The sequence below is a fragment of the Deltaproteobacteria bacterium genome (assembly GCA_029210625.1).
Classification (GTDB): Bacteria; Myxococcota; Myxococcia; order SLRQ01; family SLRQ01; genus JARGFU01.
This window is the reverse complement of sequence record JARGFU010000002.1, coordinates 252,984-274,218: the sequence shown is the minus strand read 5'-3', so window position 1 is coordinate 274,218 and position 21,235 is coordinate 252,984. Positions and strand designations below refer to the sequence as shown.

Sequence of the window (21,235 nt, the reverse complement as noted above, 5' to 3'; positions counted from 1 at the left end):
GGCCAACGCAGCGCGTCAGGCAGGCGGCCGGGAACCCGCGCTTCAGCGCCGGGACTTCGGGAGCGGCCGCAGGTCCCGCTTCTGCCGCGGGGAGACCTTCTCCGCCTGCGCCCGCGCCGCCGCCGCCTTCTTGCTCTGCCCGTGGCGCTCGTGGAAGTCGGCCAGCCGCTGCCAGTTGTAGGCGTTGTCCGGGAAGCGCTCGGCCGCGAGCCGCAGCGCGCGCTCCGCCCCGCCGAGATCGCCCGCGGCCTCCAGCGCCTGAGCGAGGAGGGTCTGGCCGGCGATGGCCTCGGGGTGCGCCTCGACGTAGATCGCCAGGTGCTCGGCGGCCTCCTTCGCCTTCTCCTCCGCGAGGAGCAGGCGCCCGAGGCGCAGCCGCACCTCGGTGAGCGAGGGCCGCAGCTCGAGGGCCGTCTCGAAGGAGGCGGCGGCCAGCGGGCCCTGCCCGGCGGCCTCGTGGTTGAGGCCCATCAGGAGATGGAGGCGCGGGTTGCCCTCGTCCACCAGCCGGGCGGCCTCGAGGTGCTGCCCCACCTCTCCCGGCTTCGCCCCCAGGTGGAGGAGCGCGTCGGCCAGCTCGAGGCGGGCGAGCACCCAGGTGGGCGCCGCCTCCACGGCCTTCTCGAGGTGCTCGCGGGCCTCGGCGTAGCGCGCCGCCTCCCGGGCCTGCACGCCCGCCTTCAGGGCTACCCGTGGATCGACGCCCGCGCCGGTGCCGAAGAGAGCCAGCGCTCCGAGCAGGACCGGGAGAATGGACCGGAGACGGTTTCGCATCGCGCGAAGTGACATACCATGCGCATTCGCGAAATGACTGCCTTCCCTCCCCTCGACTTCGATCCTCGCGGCAAGGCCGCCGCCCGGCTGGGCTGGCCCGAGCTGCACGCGCTCCTCGCCTCCCTCTGCGCCACCCCCATGGGGCGGCAGGAGGTCGACGGCCTGCGCGCCCCCGGGAACCTCCCCGAGCTGCGCGCCCGCCTGGGGGAGGTGGGCGAGCTGCAGGCCCTGCGTGAGCAGGGCGAGCGCGCTCCCCTCGGGGCCTTCCCCGAGATCCGCCCTCACCTCTCCCTCCTGGAGAAGAGCGGGGTCCTGGAAGGCGAGGCCCTCCGGGAGGTCGCCGCGGCCCTGCGCATCTCCTCCGACGCCGCCGCGTTCCTCGATCGCTTCGAGGATCGCCTGCCCGGCGTGCGCGCCCACTGCCCCGGCCTCGGCGGCTTCGAGGCCCTCGGGCGTCGAATCCAGCGCAGCATCGATCCCTCCGGCGAGGTCACCGACGAGGCCAGCGAGGCCGTCCGGGCCGCTCGTACCCGCCTGCGCGGCCTGCACGAGCGAACCCGCCGCCGGGCCGAGGCCCTGGTCGAATCTCCCGAGTGGAAGCCCCTCCTGCAGGAGGGCTACGTCAGCGTCCGGGGCGAACGCTACGTCCTGCCGGTGCTCGCCTCCCACCGCAACCGGGTCGACGGCATCGTCCACAACGTCTCGAACACCGGGCAGACCGTCTTCATCGAGCCGGCCGAGCTGGCCGCCGCGGGCAACGAGCTGGCGGTCGCGGCCGCCGAGGCCGAGGCCGCGGCCCGCGAGGTGCTCGTCGAGCTGGGCCGGGAGGTGCACCGCATCGCCCCGGAGCTCGCGGAGCACCTCTCGACCCTCGGCACCCTGGATCTCCTCGACGCCTGCGCCGGGCTGGCGGTGAAGCTCCGGGGGAGCCTGCCCGAGCTCGAGGCGCGGGAGGGCGCCGACCTGGATCTGCGGGGCCTGCGCCACCCCCTCCTGCACCTCAAGGCGGCCCAGGAGAAGAAGCAGATCGTCGAGAACCACCTGGTCGTGCACCGAGGCCAGTGCCTGGTCGTCTCGGGTCCGAACGCCGGCGGCAAGACCGTCTCGGTGACCGGCGCCGCCCTCTGCGTCCTGCTCCTGCGCCACGGCATCCCGCCGCCGGTCCACCCCGACAGCCACCTGCCCCTCTTCGGCAGGGTGCAGGCCGTGGTGGGCGACGAGCAGGACCTCCACCAGGACCTCTCCTCCTTCGGCGCGCACCTCCGGGCGCTGCGGGAGGTCGTCGAGGAGGCCGACGGCGACACCCTGGTGGTGATCGACGAGATCGCCTCGGGCACCGATCCGCGCGAGGGCGCGGCGATCGCGCTGGCCTTCCTGGAGGAGCTGCTCGCCCGCGGGGCCACGGTGCTGGTGACCACCCACCTCGCGGCGCTGCGGGCCCTGGCCGGCTCGGACGAGCGCTTCGCCGGCGCCGCCATGGGCTTCGATCCCGCCACCCGCCGGCCGACCTACCGGCTCATCCCCGGCGCCTCCGCCGGCTCGGGCGCGCTGGCAGCGGCCGAGGAGGCCGGCCTGCCCGAGAGGATCCTCCGGCGCGCGAGCGCGCTGCTCGAGGGCGACGCGGGGCCGCTCCAGGACGCCCTGGATCGCCTGGAGGAGGCCACCCGGGAGACCGAGGTGGCGCAGCGCGAGGCGCAGGCCGCCCGCGCCGAGGCGGAGGCCGCGCAGGCGGCGGCCGACGCCGAGCGCGCCCGCCTCGAGGAGGAGCGCGCGCGAGTGAAGGAAGAGGCCCGGGAGGAGCTCATCGCCGAGATCGAGGCGGCCCGGCAGGAGGTGAAGTCGACCATCGCTGCGCTGCAGTCCGAGCGCAGCCTCCGCCAGGCCGACGCCGCCGCCAAGCACCTCGAGGCCCTGGAGGCGAAGCAGCGCGCCGCGGCCGCGCGAGCCCGGGGCGCCGGCAGCGGCGGTGAGGTGCGCGCCGATCTCCCGTCGGCGGGAGACACGGTGAGGGCGCCCTCCCTCGGCGACCGCCAGGGCGAGGTGCTCTCCGTGGAGGGGGACGAAGCCCTGGTGCAGATGGGGGCCCTCAAGGTGCGCCAGCCTCTCGAGGCGCTGGTCGTGGTCTCCCGCAAGGCGCGCAAGGAGAGCCCCCGCGCCACCGGCGGCGACGAGCTGGGCCCCTCCGAGCGCCTCGATCTACGCGGCGCCCGGGTGGAGGAGGCCCTCTCGATGCTGGAGAAGCGCCTCGATGAGCTGATGGCCGTCGGCGCGAGCCGCCTGGAGATCATCCACGGCCACGGCACCGGCGCCCTGAAGCAGGCCGTGCGCGACTTCCTGAAGCGCTCCCCCTACGTGCAGGAGGTCCACACCGGGGACTCCTCGCGCGCGGGAGACGGCTTCACCGTCGCCAAGCTCTGATCTCCTCAGCCGAACGCCGTGAGCAGCGCCTCCAGGATCCGGGCGGAGGCCTTCCCGTCGCCGTAGGGGTTCTCCGTGCGCGCCATGGCCTCGTAGGCCGCGGGGTCGCGAAGCAGCGCCTCGGTGCCCTCCACGATGGCCTCGGTGCTGGTCCCGACCAGCTTCACGGTCCCGGCCTCGACCCCCTCCGGCCGCTCGGTGGTGTCGCGCATCACGAGCACCGGCTTCCCCAGGGAGGGGGCCTCCTCCTGGATGCCGCCGGAGTCGGTGAGCACCAGGTGGGCGTTCTTCATCAGGAAGAGGAAGGGGGTGTAGTCGAGGGGCTCGATGAGGTGGATGTTGGGCTGCCCCGCCAGCAGCGCTCGCACCGGCTCGATCACCCGGGGGTTCGGGTGCACCGGATAGACGATCTGGAGGTCGGCGTGCGCCGCGGCGAGGGACTTCAGGGCCGCGCAGATCCTCGCGATGCCCTCGCCGAAGTTCTCCCGGCGGTGGCCGGTGACCAGGAGGATCCGCTCGCCCTCCGGCGGCAGCGCGAGCCCGAAGCGCTCCCGGAGATGCGCCCGCCAGCGGGCGTCCTCCCCCTCCCCCTCCAGGCGCGCCGAGACCCGCTTCAGGGCGTCGATGACCGTGTTGCCCGTCACCCAGATCCGCTCGGCCGGGACGTTCTCCCGCAGGAGGTTCGCCCGCGAGGCCTCGGTCGGCGGGAAGTGGAAGTCCGCCAGGGTGCCGAGCATGTGCCGGCTCTTCTCCTCTGGGAAGGGGCTGTACTTCTGGTGGGTGCGCAGCCCGGCCTCGATGTGGCCCAGCGGGATCTTCAGGTAGAAGGCCGCCAGGCCAGCGGCGAAGGCGGTGGTGGTGTCGCCCTGCACCAGCACCACGTCCGGGCGCTCCGCCTCCAGGACCCCCTTCATCCCCTGGAGGACCGCGGCGGTCACCCCGAAGAGGTCCTGCCCGGGGGTCATCACGTCGAGGTCGTGGTCGGGCACCAGCTCGAAGATCTCCAGGACCTGATCGAGCATCTGCCGGTGCTGCGCGGTGGCGCAGAGGCGGGCCTCGAAGTCGGGGTGCTCCTGGAGGGCCAGGACCACCGGCGCGACCTTGATGGCCTCGGGACGGGTGCCACAGACGACGAGAACGCGACGGGTCATGATCACCCTATCTACGTCATATCGGCCGGGGCGCGGAGGGCGGCGGGGAACTCCCTAGAAGGCGGCGCGCAGGTAGCCCTGGAGCCGGGGCCGGATGGGCTCGCCGCCGTAGTTGCTGCCGTCGTCCTGGTAGCCGCCGGCCGTCTCCCGCAGCTCCAGCCCCAGTACCGGCATCAGGCCGGTCAGGCCGGCCTCCCACTCGCTGCCCCCCAGGCCGAAGACCCAGCCGGCCCGGCCGGCCAACAGGGTGTTGGCGCCCAGCGAGATGGAGACCGGCGGCGCGATGATCGACTCGGGAGCGGCATGGTTGTCCCGGTAGGCGCTGGCCCAGATGGCCGACGCGCTCAGCCGCAGGCTCCGGTGGATGTACTGCGCCCCGGCGATGATCCGGTGCTCGGGCTCTCGCATGGCCTTCTCGAAGGTGACCGTCCCGTCCGCAGCCTGCGAGCGCACCAGGACGTGGTCGAAGACATAGGCCAGGGAGAGCTCCAGCCCCTCGGCCGGCGTCTTCCAGGTCGCCGCCACCTCGGCGCCGGCCGACCAGATCTGCTCCTCGAGGTTGATGTACTGGAGGCCGACCGAGTCCCCGATGATCGGCAGGCCCGCGAAGTACTCGATGTCGGCCAGCCGGCTGGAGTCCACCCGCACGTCGTCGAGGTAGCGCGAGGCGTAGAGCTCGACCTCCAGGCGCAGGGCCTCCTCGAGGAAGCGAGCCCGCCAGCCGAGCTCGAGGTTGTCGACCTTGGTGTTGCGCAGGTCCTCGTTGCCGACGCCGGTGGCGAAGATGTGCTGCACCCGGCGGAAGAGATCCTCGTCCTGCAGCGTCCCGGGCTCGAGGAGCACGTGCGCCCGCAGCTCGAAGTAGGAGGGCTTGCGGTAGGCCCGGGCGACCGAGGCCCGCAGGGTGTGGTTCTGGGCCGGCCGGTAGACGGCCGTCAGCCTCGGCGCGAAGCCGGGCTCCACCACCACCGTGTTGAAGCCCCCCCGCACGCCGAGGTTGAGATCCAGGTCGGGCCGCACCCGCCACTCGAGCTGGGCGAAGGCCTCGGGCCGGACCTCGACGACCTCGTCCAGCTCGCAGGCCTCCGGGTCGAAGGCCGTCGGCGCGCTCTCGGGGCAGGTCACCAGGACGCGCGGCTGGTGGCGGATGATCTTCCCCTGGAGGCCGCTCATCAGGCGGAGGTTCTCCCCGAAGCGCCAGGAGCGCTCGGCGGCCAGCTCGTAGAGCCAGGTGGAGGAGCTCATCGGATCGGGGAGGCGGCCGAGGACCATCGAGTCGTCCCCGGGGAAGAGCAGCTGCAGGTCGAGGTGGAGATCCGCCGAGATGTGCTCGGCCAGGAAGTGCAGCCGGGTCTCCTTCACGATGGCCTCGGCCCGCAGGTAGACCTCGTCGAACTCACCGGCGCCGTTGCCGGCGAAGGTGACCATCGACCCCTCCTGCAGCGCGCCGCCCAGCTCCAGGGTGCCCTCGAAGGCCACCCCCTCGTAGCGCGCCCAGGTCCGCCCGGCGACCTTGGAGAGGCCCAGCTCGCTCGCGTCGTGGTAGGGCGCGGCGCGGTCCATCCCCACGGAGGCCCACCAGCTGAAGCGGCCGGAGGTCCCCGAGAGGCGCAGCCCGGCGGCCACCGTGTTGGGGCCGTTGCCCGAGACGTCCGCCTCGACCCGGAGGGGCTCCTCGCTGGCCCGGCGGGTGACGAAGTTGATCACCCCCTGGAGCGCGCCCGCCCCGTAGAGGGTCGAGGCCGGTCCGCGGATGATCTCGACCCGCTCGATGCTCTCGAGGTCGATGGGCAGGCCGAGGAGCAGCGGGAAGTGGAAGAGGGGATCGATGATGTCCCGGCCGTCGACCAGCACCAGCACGTTCGCCGCGGAGCGGCTCGAGCCCGAGCGGGTACCGGGCGCCGGGAAGCCCACCGTCAGGAGGAAGACGTCCATCCCGGGCACCATCCGCAGGACGTCGGCGATGGTGTCGAAGGGCGAGGCGAGGAGCTCCTCCCGGGTGAGCACGGTGATCGCCGAGGGCGAGTCGTCGATGCGCTGGGCCCGCCGCGAGGCCGAGACGACCACGTCCTCCTGGACCAGGAGGGCGAACTCGTCCATCAGGCCGACATCCTCGAGGGACTCGAAGTCGAAGGCCCCCTCCAGGGCAGCCTCGTCGATCAGCTCCTCCTCCGGAAGCGGCGCCTCGGCCTCGGCCTCCTCCGCTTCCGGCGGGGCCGCCTCGGCCCACGAGGGGTCCGGCGCCAGGACGCAGGCGAGGGTAGACGCGAGTAGCGCCACCCCCCAGCGGCTTGCCTCCCTGACCCTCATGCGCGACCCGATCCCGTGAGGATCACGAGGGAGAGTCTACGCGAAGTCCACGCTCACCAGAAACCCAGAACCGTTCGGTCAGCGACGCTTCTTCGAGGGCTTCTGCTTGGCGGCGCGCTCCTTCTTTCCGGGCCGCGCCTTCTTCTTGCGGCCGGAGGGCGCCGGGCTCCCGCCGGTCTTCTTCTTGGAGCGCCCTCCCCTCCGAGCCTTCGCCTCCCGCAGGCTGTCGTCGAAGGCGGCCTGCCGGCCTCGGCGACCGACGGGCGCCGCACCGACGGTGTCGGCGAGCTGCAGATCGATCTTCCGCTCGTCGACCCGCACCCCGACGCAGACGACCTCGACCTCCGAGGCCAGCCCGAGGGGCTCGCGGCCCTTGCCGAAGGAGAGCTTGTGGCGCAGCTCGTCGAAGGACCACCTCGGCGCGATGGTCTCCGCTCGCACCAGGCCCTCGACATGGTGGTCGTCGAGGCGGACGAAGGCGCCGAACTCGGTGACCGCGGTGACGGTGCCGGCGAAGGTCTGCCCGATCCGGGGCTCCATGTAGAGCGCCGCGAAGTAGGCGTCCGACTCCCGCTCGGCCTCCAGGGCCGCGCGCTCCCGCTCGCTGGACTGGTGGGCGATGCGGGCCAGGGCGTCGCCGAGGCGGGCCAGGGCTTTCTCGTCGTGGACCTTGCCGGCGTCGCGCCAGTGGTTCTTCAGGCGCCGGTGGACCGCGAGGTCGGGGTAGCGCCGGATGGGCGAGGTGAAGTGGAGGTAGTGGGTCGCCCCCAGCCCGTAGTGGCCGATGTTCTGGGGCGTATAGACCGCCCGCTGGAGCGCGCGGAGGAAGAGGAAGTCGAGGGCGCGGCGGGCCCGGCGATCTTCCAGGCGCTCGAGGGCGACGATCAGCGACGCCGCGTCGTCCTGGGTCTTCGGATCGATCTTCAGCCCGTGGGCCCGGGCCACCTCGGCGAAGGCGCTGAGCTTCGCCTCGTCCGGATCGTCGTGCACCCGGTAGATCGTCGGCAGGCCCCGGGAAGCGAAGAACCAGGCGACGGCCTCGTTGGCCGCGAGCATGAACTCCTCGACCAGCCGGTGCGCCCAGGTGCGGGTGCGACGGACAATCTGCCGGGGCCGGTTGCCCCGCCCCAGCACGATCTCCGGCTCGGGGAGATCGAGATCCAGCGCGCCGCGGACCTTGCGCCGCCCCGAGAGGGCCCGGGCCAGCTCCAGGGCCGGGGGCAGGTGGTGCTCCCGCCAGGCCTGGGCCTCGTGGCCGGTGGCCTCCTCCTCGCCGGCGATCCAGGCGCCGACCTCGGCATAGGTGAGGCGATGGTGGCTGCGGATGACCGCCTCGTAGAGCTCGGTGTTCACCGTGCGGGCGTCGCGGTCGAAGATCAGGTCGGCCACCATCGCCAGCCGGTCCACCCCCGGGTTGAGGGAGCAGAGGCCGTTGGAGAGGTGCTCGGGCAGCATCGGCAGCACCGTCGTCGGGAAGTAGACGCTGGTGCCGCGGTGCCGGGCCTCCTGGTCCAGGGCGCTGCCCTTGATGACGTAGTGGGCGACGTCGGCGATGGCCACCACCAGGCGGAAGCCCCCGCCGGGCAGCCGCTCGACGTAGACGGCGTCGTCGAAGTCCCGGGCGTCGATCCCGTCGATCGTCACCAGGGGCAGCTCTCGCAGGTCCCGCCGGCCGGCGAGATCCTCGAGGCGGACCGAGTCCGGCAGCCGCGCCGCTTCGGCCTCCACCTCGGCGGGGAAGGCGTCGGAGAAGCCGGCTGCGTAGGCGATGCCCAGGACCTTCTGGGCCGGGTCACCGGCGACGCCCAGCACCCGCTCGATCACCCCCCAGGCCCCCCGCCCCTCCTTCGGGAAGGAGACGATCCGGGCGGTGACGATCTCTCCCGGCTTCACCGGGGGCCCGTCCTTGGGGCGCACCTGGAGCATGCCCAGGGCCGGATCCTCGGCGTCGACCCAGGTCGCGCCCCGCTCCTCGTGATAGGTTCCCACGACGCGCTCGCGCCCGCGCGCGACGACCTCCTCGACGCGGCCCCGCTCCCGGCCGCCGCGGCGCTCCACGGTGATGCGCACGCGATCGCCGTCGAGGATCCCCTCGAGTTCCTCCGGGGGGAGGTAGACGTCGTCCCGGTCTCCGGTGTCGACGAGGAGGAAGCCGAAACCGGCGCGATGCCGGCGCACCACCCCTTCGATGGTCTTGCTCATGGTGTCCTTTGCTGCGGGGTGCGACGCGGGCAGCGTGCACCTACTTCAGGTCGTCCTCGCTGAGCCCGAGGGCTGCGTAGAGGGCGTCGGGTTTGGTCAGATCCGCGGGCAGGAGCACGCGGGTGTCGGGACGGGCCAGGTTGGAGAGCTGGTCGACGTACTTCTCGAGCATCTGCAGGCGGACCGCCTTGACGCCACCGGGCAGGGAGACCACCGCGGCGATCTTCTCGATGGACTCGGCGGTGGCGGAGGCGATGGAGAGGATGGCCTCGGCCCGGCCCTGGGCCTCGTTGATCCGCCGCTGCATCTCGCCCTCGGACTTGTTGACCGCCTGGGCCTTCTCGCCCTCGGAGCGGTTGATGCGGGTCTGCTTCTCGCCCTCGGCCCGGGCGACGGTGGCCCGGCGCTCGCGCTCGGCGGTGACCTGCTGCTCCATGGCGTTGCGCACCGTCTCGGGGGTCACGATGTTCTTCACCTCGTAGCGGTGCACGGTGATGCCCCACGAGTGGCCCGCCTCGGTGAGGGCCTTCACCACGCCCACCGAGATCAGATCCCGCTCCTCGAAGGTCTGGTCGAGGGTGAGGGTGCCGATGATCGAGCGGGTGGTGGTCTGCGCCAGCTGCGAGGCGGCGAAGATGTAGTCGGTGACGCCGTAGCTGGCCTTCACCGAGTCGTTCACCGAGATGTACATCACACCGTCGACGTGGACCTTCACGTTGTCCTCGGTGAAGCACTCCTGCGGCGGGACCGCGATGGTCTGCTCCTTGAGGTCCCGGATGAAGGAGACCTTGTCGAAGAAGGGCAGCAGCAGGTGGGGGCCCGCGCCGAGGGTCTTCCGGTACTTGCCGAGGCGCTCGACGATGTACTCGTAGCGGTTGGGAACGAAGCGGATGGAGCGGATGAGCTTGTAGACCAGGTAGAGGGAGAAGAGGCCCCAGATCGTGAGGTTGATGGCGATGTCCATGAGAAGACTCCGTATTCGATGAGAGAGGAGGGAGGTGTCCGCGGACCGGCCTCTAGCGGCCGGCGGAGGACCCTCCGTCTCCGATCTGGGTGCTGACCCGGGTGAGCCCCTCGAAGAAGCCCTTGATGTTGGCGAGCTCGGCGGGGACCACCGTGACGTCGCTCTCCTTCATCACCGCGCCGAGCTCCTCGATGAAGCGCTCGACCAGCCGCATCTTCAGGGCGACGTCGCCGCCGGGCTTCTGGATGGCCTCGGCCACCCGGCGGATGCCCTCCGCGGTGGCGTGCGCCAGGAGCTTGATCTCCTCGGCCCGCCCCTTCGCCTCGTTGATCCGCCGCTGCCGGTCACCCTCGGAGAGGTTGATCGCCTCCTGGCGGGTGCCCTCGGAGATGGCGGTGAGGGACTCCTTCTCGGCGGTGGCGGAGGTGATCTTCGCCCGCTTGTGCCGCTCGGCCTCCATCTGCTTCTCGAGGGTCTCGATGACGTGGTAGCTGGGCGTGATGTTACGGATCTCGTAGCGCAGCACCTTCACGCCCCAGGGGTCCGAGGCCTTGTCGATCTCCTGCACGATCCGCTCGTTCACCGCCTCGCGCTCGGAGAAGGTGTTGTCGAGGGTGAGCTTGCCGATCTCGGCGCGCATCGTCGTCTGGGCCAGGTTCACGCTGGCGCGGCGGTAGTTCTCGATGCCGTAGCTCGCCTTGGCCGGGTCCATCACCTTCAGGTAGACGAGGCCGTCCACCTCGACCTGGATGTTGTCCCGCGTGATGCAGCTCTGCGCCGGGATGTCGAGGACCTGCTCCCGCATCTCGTGGCGGTAGGCGACCTTGTCCATGAAGGGGACGAGGATGTGCAGCCCCGGCCGCAGGACACCGGTGAACTTCCCGAAGCGCTCCTTCACGAAGGCCTCGCGCATCGGAACGACCTTGAGCGTCTTGAATCCGATGAACCCGAGGATGACCAGGGTGATCGTCAAGGTTGTCCACATGGGAGGGAGACCCCTTTCTCGATTCGAGGCCGCGGCACCAGAAGTGGTGCCGTGGTTACTTCTCTTCGTCAGTGGAGGAGCCCGCGAGCAGGGGCTCGCTGATGGGCTCCACCACCCAGACCAGGTTGTCCCGGTGCACGATCCGGCAGGGCGTCCCCGCGGGGAGGACCCCCCGGACGGAGCGGGCCGCCCAGGTGGTGCCGCCGAAGCGGATGCGTCCCTCGTCGCTGCTCTCGCTCACCTCGGCGATCGTCTCCACGACCGTGCCGTAGGCCTCCACGTCCTCGTCGGTGGACTGGAAGTAGCTCTCCGCCGGGAAGAAGCGCTTCACCAGGCCGCGCAGCCCCACCACCGAGGCCACCGAGAGCGCCAGCCACGCGCCGATCGAGACCGGCAGGCTCTCGATCAGCCCGAGGGCGCGGAGCCCCGCGACGGCCATGCCCGCGCTGCCCAGGAAGATGACCACCCCTCCCGGCACCCAGATCTCGGAGACTGCGAGCACCCCACCCGCGATGAGCCAGATCCACGTGATGGTTTCCGGAGAGATGACGAACCCCCTGTTCAGGTGGCGGCGTATCGATGGTGTGCCTTCGTGTCAAGCGAAGGACCGACACCCCCAATCTGGTCCCTCTGACGCCTGGCGTCATGCTTGCCGCACTGCGTCCAAACGAGCTCGAACCTCGACCTTGGACCTCGTGCTATAGCTGATTGGCCTCGCCCGGCGGTCGCGCAGGGCGAGGGAGCTCGAGCTCGATGAAACGACGCCTACGTCACCACCTGATCATCTTCGGGGGACTGTTCACCTTCTGGGTGATCCTCTCCGGGATGCTCGACGCCACCCACCTCATCATGGGGGCCATCTGCGCTGCCGGCGTGACCCTGCTCTCGGCCAGGCACCTGCGCTCGGCCGACGGCATCGGGGGGCCGGGCTTCTACCTGACCTTCATCCGCTGGCACCACGTGGCCCTCTATCTTCCCTGGCTCTTCGTGGAGATCATCAAGGCGAACCTCTACGTGCTCAAGCTGGTCCTCGGGCCGCGCGCGGGCTGGGATCCCCAGATCACCAACGTCGGCCCGGATCTGAAGTCCGAGCTGGCCCAGGTGGTCCTCGCCAACTCGATCACCCTCACCCCTGGAACCGTGACCATCGACGTGGTCGACGAGCGCTTCATCGTGCACAGCATCGACGTCCCGGTGGCCCTCGACATCGAGAGCGGCACGATGGGCCGGCGGGTGAAGGCCGCCTTCGGGCGGGAGATCGGCAAGGAGGCCGCCGCGGCCATCGCCCGGCTCGAGGCCGAGGCGCCGCCCCGGCGCCGGAAGGAGGACCGGTGATGGACACCGTCCTCCACGGCGCCGCCCTGATCCTGGCGGCCCTCCTCTTCCTGCCCCTCTACCGGGTGGTGCGGGGCCCCACCGCCTTCGACCGGGCGCTCGGCGCCGGCACCCTGGGCACCAAGACCATCGTCCTGCTGGTCCTGATGGGCTTCCTCTCCGATCAGGCGGACATGTACATCGACATCTCGCTGGGCTACGGCCTGGCGCTGATCATCGGCACCCTGGTGACGGCCAAGTACCTCGAGTCCTCGGTCTGGCAGGGGGGCCACAACCCGGAGCGCGAGCCTTGAGCGTCTGGGAGATGATCGCCACGCTCTTCCTGGGCCTCGGCCTCTTCTTCCTCTTCGTGGGAGGCTTCGGGCTGGTGCGCCTGCCCGACTTCTACATGCGCCTCCACCCCGCGGGGAAGGCGGACACCCTGGGGGCCGCCCTGATCCTCACCGGCCTCGCCGTCCTGGCCGGCCCCACCCTCCTGGCCCTGAAGATCCTCCTGGTCGAGGGCTTCATCCTGCTGGCCAACCCGACCGCCACCCACGCCCTGGCGCGGGCCGCCTGCAAGGCCGGGCTCCCCATGTGGACCCGCAAGGGCACCATGACCCTGAAGCAGGCCGAGGAGCGCCGGGCGAGGAGGCGCCGGCTGCGGCAGGAGGATCGCGAGGAAGAGGAGGGCGAGGCATGAGCCTGCTCCTCGACGCCCTGCTCCTGCCGATCCTGGTGATCCTCGCGGTCACGGCCCTCTCCCTGAAGGATCTCGCGGCGGCGACCATCGTCTTCGCGGGCTTCTCCTTCTTCTCCTGCATCGTCTACGCGGCCATGGCCGCGGTGGACGTGGCCTTCACCGAGGCGATGATCGGCGCGGCGGTCTCGGCGGTGGTCTTCTTCGCAGCCCTCTTCCGCACCGGAAGGGAGAGCCGAGAATGAAGTGGAGCGCCTTCCTCGCCCTGGCCTTCGCCGGCGGCCTCCTCGCCTACAGCGCGCCGGCGCTGCCCGACTTCGGCGATCCGGAGGCCGTCACCATGCAGCGGGTCTCGCCCCGCTACATCGAGAAGGCCTACGACGAGACCCACGCCAAGAACATGGTGACCGCCGTGCTCGCCGACTACCGGGGCTTCGACACCCTCTTCGAGACCTCGGTGATCCTCATCGCCGGCCTGGCGGTGGCGCTGATCCTCTGGCCCGAGCACCGGGAGCGTGACCCATGATGGGCCGCTACGACTCGGTGGTCGTGAGCCTGGCGGGCCGGGTGCAGGCGCCGCTGCTGCAGCTCTACGCCCTCTACGTGCTCTTCCACGGCCACTACAGCCCGGGCGGCGGCTTCCAGGCCGGCGCCACCCTCGCCGGCAGCTTCCTGATCTTCCGCATCACCGAGGGCTACCCGGACGGCCTCAAGGGCCTGACCACCCGCCGGGCCACCCACCTCGCCATCCTGGGGGTCTCCCTCTACCTGGCCATCGGCATCCTCGGCCTCCTCCTGCCCCCGGGCACGGCCTTCCTCGACTACGCCGCGGTCTCGGGCATCCCGGGCATGCCCCACGGTGAGCACGTCGCCGCCGCCCGCGCCCTCGGCACCATCGGGATCGAGGTCGGCGTCACCCTCGCGGTGATGGGCGTGATGGTCATCCTCTTCGACGATCTCGTCGCCCGCAGCCGGGGCGGCCTCTAGAGAGCCATGGACTTCGAGCGCATCTTCGCCAGCTACAACTACTGGATCATCTCGGTCCTGATGTTGGTGGGCGTCTACGGGATGATGGCCAAGCGCAACCTCCTGAAGAAGCTCATGGGGATGAACATCCTCCAGGTGGGGGTGATCCTCTTCTACCTGACCTTCTCCCCCAAGAAGGGCGGCATCCTGCCGGTGCTCGAGGAGTCGATCGGCCCGGAGCTCGACGCCTACGCCAACCCCCTGCCGCAGGCCCTGATGCTCACCGCCATCGTGGTGGGCGTGGCGACCACCGGAGTGGCCCTGGCCCTCCTCATCCGGATCCACCGCCGCCACGGCACCCTCGAGGAAGACGAGATCCTGGAGAAGCTGCGGTGATCCAGCCGGCCGCACCCCTGTGGATCATCGTCGCGCTCTTCGTCGGCGCGCTGGCGCTCCCCCTGGTCCGCCGCCTCTCGGCGCGGGCGGTGCTCCCGACCGCCCTGCTCTTCTCCACCCTCGCGGTGGCCGCCTCCCTGCGCACGGCGCATCTGGTCTTCGCCCTCACCGAGGCGGGCGAGGGCGCCCTCTCCCATCACCTCGGGGGCTGGCCTCCCCCCTGGGGCATCGAGCTGCGGGTCGACAACCTCTCGGCGGTGATGGTCCTGCTGGTGAACCTCCTCTCCTGGCTGGTGCTGCTCTTCTCGCACCGCGGCCTGCCGGAGCGGCTCAAGTCCCGCGCCCACTTCTTCTATTCGCTCTACCTCCTCTTCACGATGGGGATGAGCGGCTTCGTGATGACCGGGGACCTCTTCAACCTCTACGTCTTCCTGGAGGTCATCGCCCTCACCGGCTACGCCCTGGTGGCGGTGGGCGACCCCGAGGCCCCCTTCGCGGCCTTCCGCTACGTCATCATCGGGACCCTGGGCGCGGCCTTCTACCTGCTCGGCCTCGCCTACCTCTACGGCCTCACCGGCTCCCTGAACTTCGTCGACGTCGCCCGGCAGGTGGCCCTCCTCGAGGGCCCGGAGGCCCAGCGCGCCCTGCTCGTGGCCCTGGCCTTCCTGGTGACCGGCTTCGGCATCAAGGCCGCCCTCTTCCCGCTCCACGCCTGGCTCCCCGACGCCTACGCCTACTCGCCCAACGTGACCACCGCCCTGATGGGCGCGGTGGGCATCAAGATGGGCGCCTACGGCATCTTCCGGGTGCTCTACACCCTCTACCGGGTGGGCCCGGCCGGCGACTACTCCGCGGTCCTCGACCTGATGGGCTGGCTCTCCGCGCTGGCGATCATCATCGGCTCCCTGCTGGCCATCGCCCAGACGGATCTGAAGCGGATGCTGGCCTACTCCAGCGTCTCCCAGATCGGCTACGTGCTCCTGGGCTTCTCCCTGGCCAACGACGACGGCCTGACCGGCGGCGTGCTCCACATGATCAACCACGCGGTCATGAAGTGCGCGCTCTTCATGGTCACCGGCGCCATCGTCACCCGCCTGGGCCACCGGGACATCCGCCGCTTCGACGGCCTCGGCCGCCACCTGCCCTTCACCATGGCCGCCTTCGGCGTGGCCTCCCTCTCGATGGTGGGTATCCCGCCGACCGCCGGCTTCTTCTCGAAGTGGTACCTGGTCCTCGGCGCGGTCGAGGGGGGGCGCTGGCCCTTCGTGATCATCATCCTCGCCAGCTCCCTGCTCAACGCGATCTACTTCTTCCGGATCCTCGAGCGAGCCTTCTTCAAGGAGCGCGTGGACCCCACGCCCACCGAGGCCTGGGTCAGCAAGATCAAGCCCCTGCCCGGCACGATGCTCTTGCCGGTGGGCGTCGCCACCCTCGCCATCCTGATCCTCGGCCTCGGCTCCTTCCCCATCGTCGAGCACGTCATCGGCCCCATCGTCCGCCCGGCCCTGGGGCTGATCCTTCCCTGATCCATGGACACCCTCTGGCAACTCCGCCCGGCCCTGATCCTGGCCATCACCCCCCTCGCGGCGGTGCTGATCCTGCTCTCGGGCCGCCGCCCCAACCTGCGCGAGGGCTGGACCCTCGGGGCGGCCTTCCTCCAGGCGTCCCTGGTCCTCTCCATGGTCCCGGAGGTGCTCGAGGGCGGGACCTTCGAGGTCGTCCTGCTGCCCCTGGCCTCGGGCTTCGACCTGGTGCTGCGGACCGACCCGCTGGGGATGGTCTTCGCCTGCGTCTCCTCCATCCTCTGGGTGGTCACCAGCTTCTACTCCATCGGCTACATGCGCGCCGTGGAGGCGCCCCACCAGACCGGCTACTTCGCGGCCTTCGCCATGTGCGTCGGCGCGGCCACCGGCCTGGCCTTCGCCGGCAACCCGCTGACCTTCTTCATCTTCTACGAGGTCCTGACGATCTCGACCTACCCCCTGGTGGTGCACAAGCGCACCGAGGAGGCCCTGAAGGTCGGCCGCAAGTACCTCGCCTACACCCTCTCGGCGGGCCTCTGCCTCCTCCTGGCCGTGGGCTGGTCCCAGAGCCTGGTCGGCGGTGAGCCCTTCGTGGCCGGGGGCTTCCTCTCCACGAAGGTCGCGAGCCCCACCACCCTGACCATCCTCTTCGTCCTCTTCATGCTCGGGGTCGGGGTGAAGGCGGGCATCATGCCGCTGCACGCCTGGCTGCCGGCGGCGATGATCGCCCCCACCCCGGTCAGCGCCCTGCTGCACGCGGTGGCGGTGGTGAAGGCCGGGGTCTTCGGCACCCTCCGGGTGGTCGGCTACGTCTTCGGCCCCGAGACCCTGAAGGAGCTGGGCGTCGCCCTCCCCCTGGCCACCCTCGCCGGCTTCACGATCGTGACCGCCTCGGTGATCGCCCTGACCCAGCAGAACCTCAAGCGGCGGCTGGCCTACTCCACGATCTCCCAGCTCTCCTACATCGTCCTCGGCGCGGCCCTCCTCACGCCCACCAGCATGTTCGGGGCGACGATGCACATCGCCGGCCACGCCTTCATGAAGATCACCCTCTTCTTCTGCGCCGGCGCCATCTACGCCCACTGCCACGTCACCGAGATCCGCGACCTGAGGGGCATCGGCAAGGCCATGCCCCTGACGATGGGGGCCTTCGCCGTGGGCGCGGTGGGCCTGGCCGGCATCCCGCCCCTCCCCGGCTTCGTCTCGAAGTGGTGGCTGGCCGGCGGGGCCATCGAGGCGGATCAGTGGATCTTCCTCGCGGTGCTGGTCACCAGCGCCCTGCTGAACATCCTCTACTTCTTCCCGATCATCTTCGACGCGTTCTTCCGCACGAGCGAGCGCTACCCGAAGTACGACGAGGCGCCCCTGCTCCTGGTGGGACCCCCGGCCTTCACCGCGGCGGCCTGCCTGCTGCTGGGGATCGCCCCGGATCTGGGCCCCCACTTCTGGAGCTTCGCCCGGCAGGTGATGGCGAACTTCCTCCTCCTGGGAGGTGGCGGATGAGCCCGGGCCTCAAGAAGGGGCTCCTCCTCGGCGCCGCCCTGGTGCTCGCGGTGGCCATCGGCCTGCACGCCGGGGTGCACGATCACCACCTCGACGATCCGGAGTGGGTGACCCACTGGTGGAACACGACCCCGGTGCTCAAGGACGTCTGGTTCCTCCTGATGGGCTTCGGCGGCTGCGCGGTGATCGTCTACGGCAGCAAGTGGCTGGGCCACGCCTGGCTGCAGAGGCCCGAGGGCTACTACGGCGAGGACCCACCGGACGAGGAAGACGCAGGAGAGGGGGAGCCCCATGAGTGAGGTCCTCGGTGCCCTCCGGGAGCTCCTGCCTCCTGGCGTGTGGCTCATCGCCGCGGCCCCCCTCCTCGCGGTGCTCTCCGGCACCGCGCGGAAGGTCGTCCAGCTCCTCGTCCCGGCGCTGATCCTCGCGCAGGTCCTCTCCTTCCACGCCGCCGCACCCGGGTCGGTCGACCTGGAGTGGATGGGCTACACGCTGGACCTCCTCCACGTCGACGCGCTGCGCCTCCTCTTCGGCACCATCTTCGCCCTCATGGCGCTCATCGGCAGCGTCTACGCCCTCCACGTGGAGGACCCGGCCCAGAACTCGGCGGCCTGGGTCTACGCCGGCGGCGCCCTGGGCGTGACCTTCTCCGGGGACCTCGTGGCCTTCGTCCTCTTCTGGGAGATGATGGCCCTCTCCTCCTCCCTCCTGGTCTTCGGCCGGGGGACGCCGGAGGCCCGGCGCGCGGGCCTGCGCTACCTCGCCGTACACGGCCTCGGCGGCTCGGTCCTCCTGATGGGGGTCGTCGGCTGGATCGCCGCGGGCCACGGCACGGCCATCGTGGCCCTCCCGCCGGGCAGCGGGATCGCCGCCTGGCTGATCCTCTTCGGGGTCGCCATCAACGCCGCCATCCCGCCCCTGGGCGCCTGGCTCCCCGACGCCTACGGCGAGGGCTCGGTCACCGGCTCGGTCTTCCTCTCGGCCTTCACCACCAAGACCTCGGTCTTCGCCCTCATCGCCCTCTTCCCGGGCTGGGAGATCCTGCTCTACGGCGGCGTGATCATGGCCCTCTACGGCGTGGTCTACGCGGTGCTGGAGAACAACATCCGGCGCCTGCTCGCGTACCACATCATCTCGCAGGTCGGTTACATGGTCGCCGCCGCGGGGATGGGGACGAAGATGGCCCTCGATGGCGGCAGCGCCCACGCCTTCAGCCACATCCTCTACAAGTCCCTGCTCTTCATGGGCGCCGGCGCGGTGGTCTACGCCACCGGCAAGGAGAAGCTCACCGAGCTCGGCGGCCTCCACAAGAGCATGCCCTGGGTGCTCGGCCTCTACGCCGTCGGCGCGGCCTCCATCTCCGGCGTCCCGCTCTTCAACGGCTTCATCTCGAAGTCCATCGTCATCACGGCGGCGGCCCAGGGCGGCTGGGGCTGGGCCGAGCTGGGGCTCACCCTGGCCAGCGTCGGCACCTTCCTCCACACCGGCCTGAAGCTGCTCTGGTTCACCTTCATCTCGCCCACCGACCGCAAGCACGAGGTGATCCGCCCCCTGCCGAAGAACATGTACGTGGCCATGGGGATCGGAGCCACGCTCTGCACCTTCTTCGGGCTGCCCTCCTTCGGCAGCCACGCCTTCGGGTACGAGGTGCTCTACCGGATCCTCCCCTTCGGCACCGAGTACCACCCCTACACCACCCACCACCTGATGCAGTCGATCCAGCTGCTGGTGGGCACCGCCCTCTCCTTCTGGCTGCTCTTCGACAAGCTCCACGGCGAGGCGACGGTCTCGATGGACACCGACTGGATCTATCGCAAGCTCCTGCCGCGGCCGGTGCTGGCCCTCTCCCGCGGCCTCTTCGCGGCGCAGGGGGGGATCGGCGAGTGGATGGCCTCCCTCGCCCGGGCCGGGATCACCTTCCTCCAGAACCCCCTGCGGGGCTCCGAGCGGCTCTTCGGCCGGGGCATCCTCCTGCCCGAACCGGTCAAGGAGGACGACGGCCTCTACACCGAGAACCGCTACCGCTTCCCGGTGGGCAACGCCCTCTGGGTGATCCTGGCCGTCTTCGGATTGCTGGCGGCCTTCCTCTTCGCCGGGTCCTAGAATCTGCGGATGACCGAGCGCTTCCAGCTGCGGAAGCCCCCCTTCTGGACCCGGGGCATCGTCATCGCGCTGATGGCCGCGGCGCTGGTCATCAGCGCGATCTCTGGCAGCTTCTCCACCGGGAGCCTCCTGGAGGATCTCGCCCACACGGTGATCAGCCTGGGCGCCTTCCTGACGGTCGGCGGCTCGATCCTCGCGCTGCGCCTGCTGCGCCTGCCCCGGACCCCCCCCTTCATCGCCCTGGGCGCCGAGGAGGTGGAGCTGCCCATCAAGGCCGACTCCCGCCGCTCGATGAAGGTCCCCTTCCGGGACCTTCGGACGGTGGATCTGCGCTTCGCCCCGCCCGAGGGCTTCCTCATCATCGAGTCCGCTCACCGGACCTTCTTCTTCCGCCTGCGGGACTTCGCCACGCCCACCGATCTTCCTCGCTTCGGGGAGCTGCTGCGCGAGCGCCTCCACTCCCACCCGGACGGCCCCGCCATCCTGGCCACCCTCGCCATCGAGAGCGACCGGATGCGCGCGACCATCGCCCGGCCCACCCGGGCCACGATGTCCCTCGTGATCCTGCTGACGGTGGTCTACGCCTTCCAGCTCCTCGTCGACGGTGTCGATCACGCCACCGTCTTCCTGCGGATGGGCGCCGGGCACGGGCTGCTGGTCCGCGGGGGGGAGTACTACCGGCTCATCACCGCCAACCTGCTCCACGGCCCCTTCTGGCACTACGGCCTGAACGTCTTCTTCTTCTACATGCTCGGCAACATGGCCGAGCGGGTGATGGGGACCTGGCGCTTCGTGGTCGCCTACCTGGTGGCCGGCCTGGCGGGCGCGTCGCTCTCCGCCTACTTCTTCACCGAGCGCTTCTCGGTGGGCTCCTCCGGCTGCATCTACGGAATCATCGGCGCCTACGCCGTCCTGAGCCTCCGGCACCCACGCACCATCCCGGCCGGCTTCCGGATCAGGAAGTTCTCCTGGTGGTTCCTGGCCATCGTGAGCATCGTGCCCCCGCTCCTGGTGCCCATCATCGACTGGGCGGCGCACCTGGGTGGCTTCCTCGCGGGCGCCCTCGCCGCCGCGCTCCTCTCCTGGAGCCCGCGCTCCATCGAGCCGGGCCACCCGACCCCCGGCTGGATCCGCGCCCTGGCGCTCTCCCTCGTCGCGCTCTGGCTGGCCGGCACCGCCGCCGCCATCGACGCCGGCCTGCGGGGGGACTTCTCGCTGCTGCGCGAGGTGGCCGCCCTCGAGAGCGTCGACGCCGAGTCGACGAACGCCCTGGCCTGGATGATCTGCATCGACGAGCGCGCGGACCGGGGGCAGCTCCGCTCGGCCCGGGACGGTGCCCAGATCGCGGTCCAGCGCTCGGGGAACGCCCCCCACGTCCGGGACACCCTCGCCCAGTGCCTCCACCGCCTCGGGGACGCGGCCGAGGCCGCGAGGGTGGAGCTCGCCGTCGTCGAGGCCTCCCTCGGCGACCCGAACGCCGGGAACTATGCCACCCAGGTGGGCCGCTTCACCCGGGCGCTCGAGCCCCCCGACGCCATCCACCTGGGCGAGATCCAGATCGAGTCGCGGGACGACGGGATCGCCCTGCGCGCCGAGCCCGCCGGCGCCTCGCGGCTGCTCTGGTTCGAGGTCTTCGAGGGCGCCCGGGCGGTGGGGATGCTCCGCCTCTGCCTGGGCCCCGATCGGATCGAGGAGGAGACCCGGATGCCCGTCGGGGCGCCCGGGGAGGCGGCCCTGGGCGACCGGGGCTGGCCGCGCCAGGCCCGCCTCGAGCCCCGCCTGCTGCGCTCGAAGGCCTGCGAGCCGCCGGATTCGGGCTGGAACGTCTATTACTGGCCTCCGGACGACCGGGCGGCGGCGCTCCCCTGAACGCGGTCACGTGCGCTCGCGCACACCGTTGCGGGGGGGTTTCGAGGTAGTCTGTTG

At 70.9% G+C, this 21,235-nt stretch carries 20 protein-coding genes; 13 read left to right on the top strand and 7 right to left on the bottom strand.

Annotated elements, in window-relative coordinates; all coding sequences use genetic code 11:
* Nucleotides 1–42 precede the first annotated feature (42 nt).
* Nucleotides 43–774: a tetratricopeptide repeat protein gene (locus tag P1V51_03340; GenBank protein ID MDF1562047.1), complete on the bottom strand. Its 732-nt coding sequence runs from the start codon at nucleotides 772–774 to the stop codon at nucleotides 43–45.
* A 33-nt stretch (nucleotides 775–807) separates the two neighbouring features.
* Between P1V51_03340 and P1V51_03335 the strand changes: the two genes are divergently transcribed.
* On the top strand, nucleotides 808–3,192 hold the full coding sequence (locus tag P1V51_03335; protein ID MDF1562046.1) for a Smr/MutS family protein: 2,385 nt from the start codon (nucleotides 808–810) through the stop codon (nucleotides 3,190–3,192).
* 5 nt (nucleotides 3,193–3,197) lie between these two features.
* Here P1V51_03335 and wecB read toward each other — a convergent pair whose 3' ends face one another.
* From wecB to P1V51_03305, 6 genes are all read right to left on the bottom strand, one after another.
* Entirely contained in the window at nucleotides 3,198–4,343 is a 1,146-nt protein-coding gene (gene wecB / locus P1V51_03330) for a UDP-N-acetylglucosamine 2-epimerase (non-hydrolyzing) (protein MDF1562045.1), read from the bottom strand.
* A gap of 54 nt (nucleotides 4,344–4,397) precedes the next feature.
* Nucleotides 4,398–6,623 carry a TonB-dependent receptor gene (locus P1V51_03325; GenBank protein MDF1562044.1) on the bottom strand — a complete coding sequence of 742 codons (2,226 nt, stop codon included), beginning with the start codon at nucleotides 6,621–6,623 and terminating at the stop codon, nucleotides 4,398–4,400.
* Nucleotides 6,624–6,731: 108 nt separating this feature from the next.
* Nucleotides 6,732–8,855: a ribonuclease R gene (gene rnr, locus P1V51_03320; protein MDF1562043.1), complete on the bottom strand. Its 2,124-nt coding sequence runs from the start codon at nucleotides 8,853–8,855 to the stop codon at nucleotides 6,732–6,734.
* Nucleotides 8,856–8,895: 40 nt separating this feature from the next.
* Nucleotides 8,896–9,819, bottom strand: coding sequence for an SPFH domain-containing protein (locus P1V51_03315; protein ID MDF1562042.1), 924 nt, complete (start codon nucleotides 9,817–9,819; stop codon nucleotides 8,896–8,898).
* 52 nt (nucleotides 9,820–9,871) lie between these two features.
* Nucleotides 9,872–10,804, bottom strand: a complete 933-nt coding sequence (locus P1V51_03310) for a paraslipin (protein ID MDF1562041.1) — start codon at nucleotides 10,802–10,804, stop codon at nucleotides 9,872–9,874.
* A gap of 55 nt (nucleotides 10,805–10,859) precedes the next feature.
* Nucleotides 10,860–11,306, bottom strand: a complete 447-nt coding sequence (locus P1V51_03305; protein MDF1562040.1) for an NfeD family protein — start codon at nucleotides 11,304–11,306, stop codon at nucleotides 10,860–10,862.
* Nucleotides 11,307–11,557: 251 nt separating this feature from the next.
* Between P1V51_03305 and P1V51_03300 the strand changes: the two genes are divergently transcribed.
* The 12 genes from P1V51_03300 to P1V51_03245 are packed head-to-tail and all read left to right on the top strand — an operon-like array spanning nucleotide 11,558 to nucleotide 21,178.
* Entirely contained in the window at nucleotides 11,558–12,139 is a 582-nt protein-coding gene (locus P1V51_03300; GenBank protein MDF1562039.1) for a Na+/H+ antiporter subunit E, read from the top strand.
* Nucleotides 12,139–12,432: a monovalent cation/H+ antiporter complex subunit F gene (locus P1V51_03295; GenBank protein MDF1562038.1), complete on the top strand. Its 294-nt coding sequence runs from the start codon at nucleotides 12,139–12,141 to the stop codon at nucleotides 12,430–12,432. The genes P1V51_03300 and P1V51_03295 overlap by 1 nt, the downstream gene beginning before the upstream one ends.
* A gap of 11 nt (nucleotides 12,433–12,443) precedes the next feature.
* A complete protein-coding gene (gene mnhG / locus P1V51_03290; protein ID MDF1562037.1) occupies nucleotides 12,444–12,821 on the top strand; it encodes a monovalent cation/H(+) antiporter subunit G in 378 nt (125 codons plus the stop codon).
* Nucleotides 12,818–13,063 carry a DUF4040 domain-containing protein gene (locus P1V51_03285; protein MDF1562036.1) on the top strand — a complete coding sequence of 82 codons (246 nt, stop codon included), beginning with the start codon at nucleotides 12,818–12,820 and terminating at the stop codon, nucleotides 13,061–13,063. The genes mnhG and P1V51_03285 overlap by 4 nt, the downstream gene beginning before the upstream one ends.
* Entirely contained in the window at nucleotides 13,060–13,344 is a 285-nt protein-coding gene (locus P1V51_03280) for a hypothetical protein (GenBank protein MDF1562035.1), read from the top strand. Before P1V51_03285 ends, P1V51_03280 begins: the two co-directional genes overlap by 4 nt.
* Complete coding sequence (locus P1V51_03275) at nucleotides 13,341–13,805, top strand: MnhB domain-containing protein (GenBank protein MDF1562034.1); 465 nt, start codon at nucleotides 13,341–13,343, stop codon at nucleotides 13,803–13,805. The genes P1V51_03280 and P1V51_03275 overlap by 4 nt, the downstream gene beginning before the upstream one ends.
* Nucleotides 13,806–13,811: 6 nt before the next feature.
* Nucleotides 13,812–14,180 (top strand): cation:proton antiporter subunit C, encoded by a 369-nt coding sequence (locus P1V51_03270; GenBank protein ID MDF1562033.1) that lies wholly within the window; start codon nucleotides 13,812–13,814, stop codon nucleotides 14,178–14,180.
* Nucleotides 14,177–15,706: a monovalent cation/H+ antiporter subunit D family protein gene (locus P1V51_03265; GenBank protein MDF1562032.1), complete on the top strand. Its 1,530-nt coding sequence runs from the start codon at nucleotides 14,177–14,179 to the stop codon at nucleotides 15,704–15,706. The genes P1V51_03270 and P1V51_03265 overlap by 4 nt, the downstream gene beginning before the upstream one ends.
* Nucleotides 15,707–15,709: 3 nt before the next feature.
* The gene (locus P1V51_03260) at nucleotides 15,710–17,206 is read left to right on the top strand and encodes a monovalent cation/H+ antiporter subunit D family protein (GenBank protein MDF1562031.1); all 1,497 of its coding nucleotides are present in this window, start codon (nucleotides 15,710–15,712) and stop codon (nucleotides 17,204–17,206) included.
* On the top strand, nucleotides 17,203–17,505 hold the full coding sequence (locus P1V51_03255) for a hypothetical protein (protein MDF1562030.1): 303 nt from the start codon (nucleotides 17,203–17,205) through the stop codon (nucleotides 17,503–17,505). The genes P1V51_03260 and P1V51_03255 overlap by 4 nt, the downstream gene beginning before the upstream one ends.
* Nucleotides 17,498–19,309, top strand: a complete 1,812-nt coding sequence (locus P1V51_03250; GenBank protein MDF1562029.1) for a Na(+)/H(+) antiporter subunit D — start codon at nucleotides 17,498–17,500, stop codon at nucleotides 19,307–19,309. The genes P1V51_03255 and P1V51_03250 overlap by 8 nt, the downstream gene beginning before the upstream one ends.
* A 9-nt stretch (nucleotides 19,310–19,318) precedes the next feature.
* Nucleotides 19,319–21,178, top strand: coding sequence for a rhomboid family intramembrane serine protease (locus P1V51_03245; GenBank protein ID MDF1562028.1), 1,860 nt, complete (start codon nucleotides 19,319–19,321; stop codon nucleotides 21,176–21,178).
* Nucleotides 21,179–21,235: the final 57 nt, after the last annotated feature.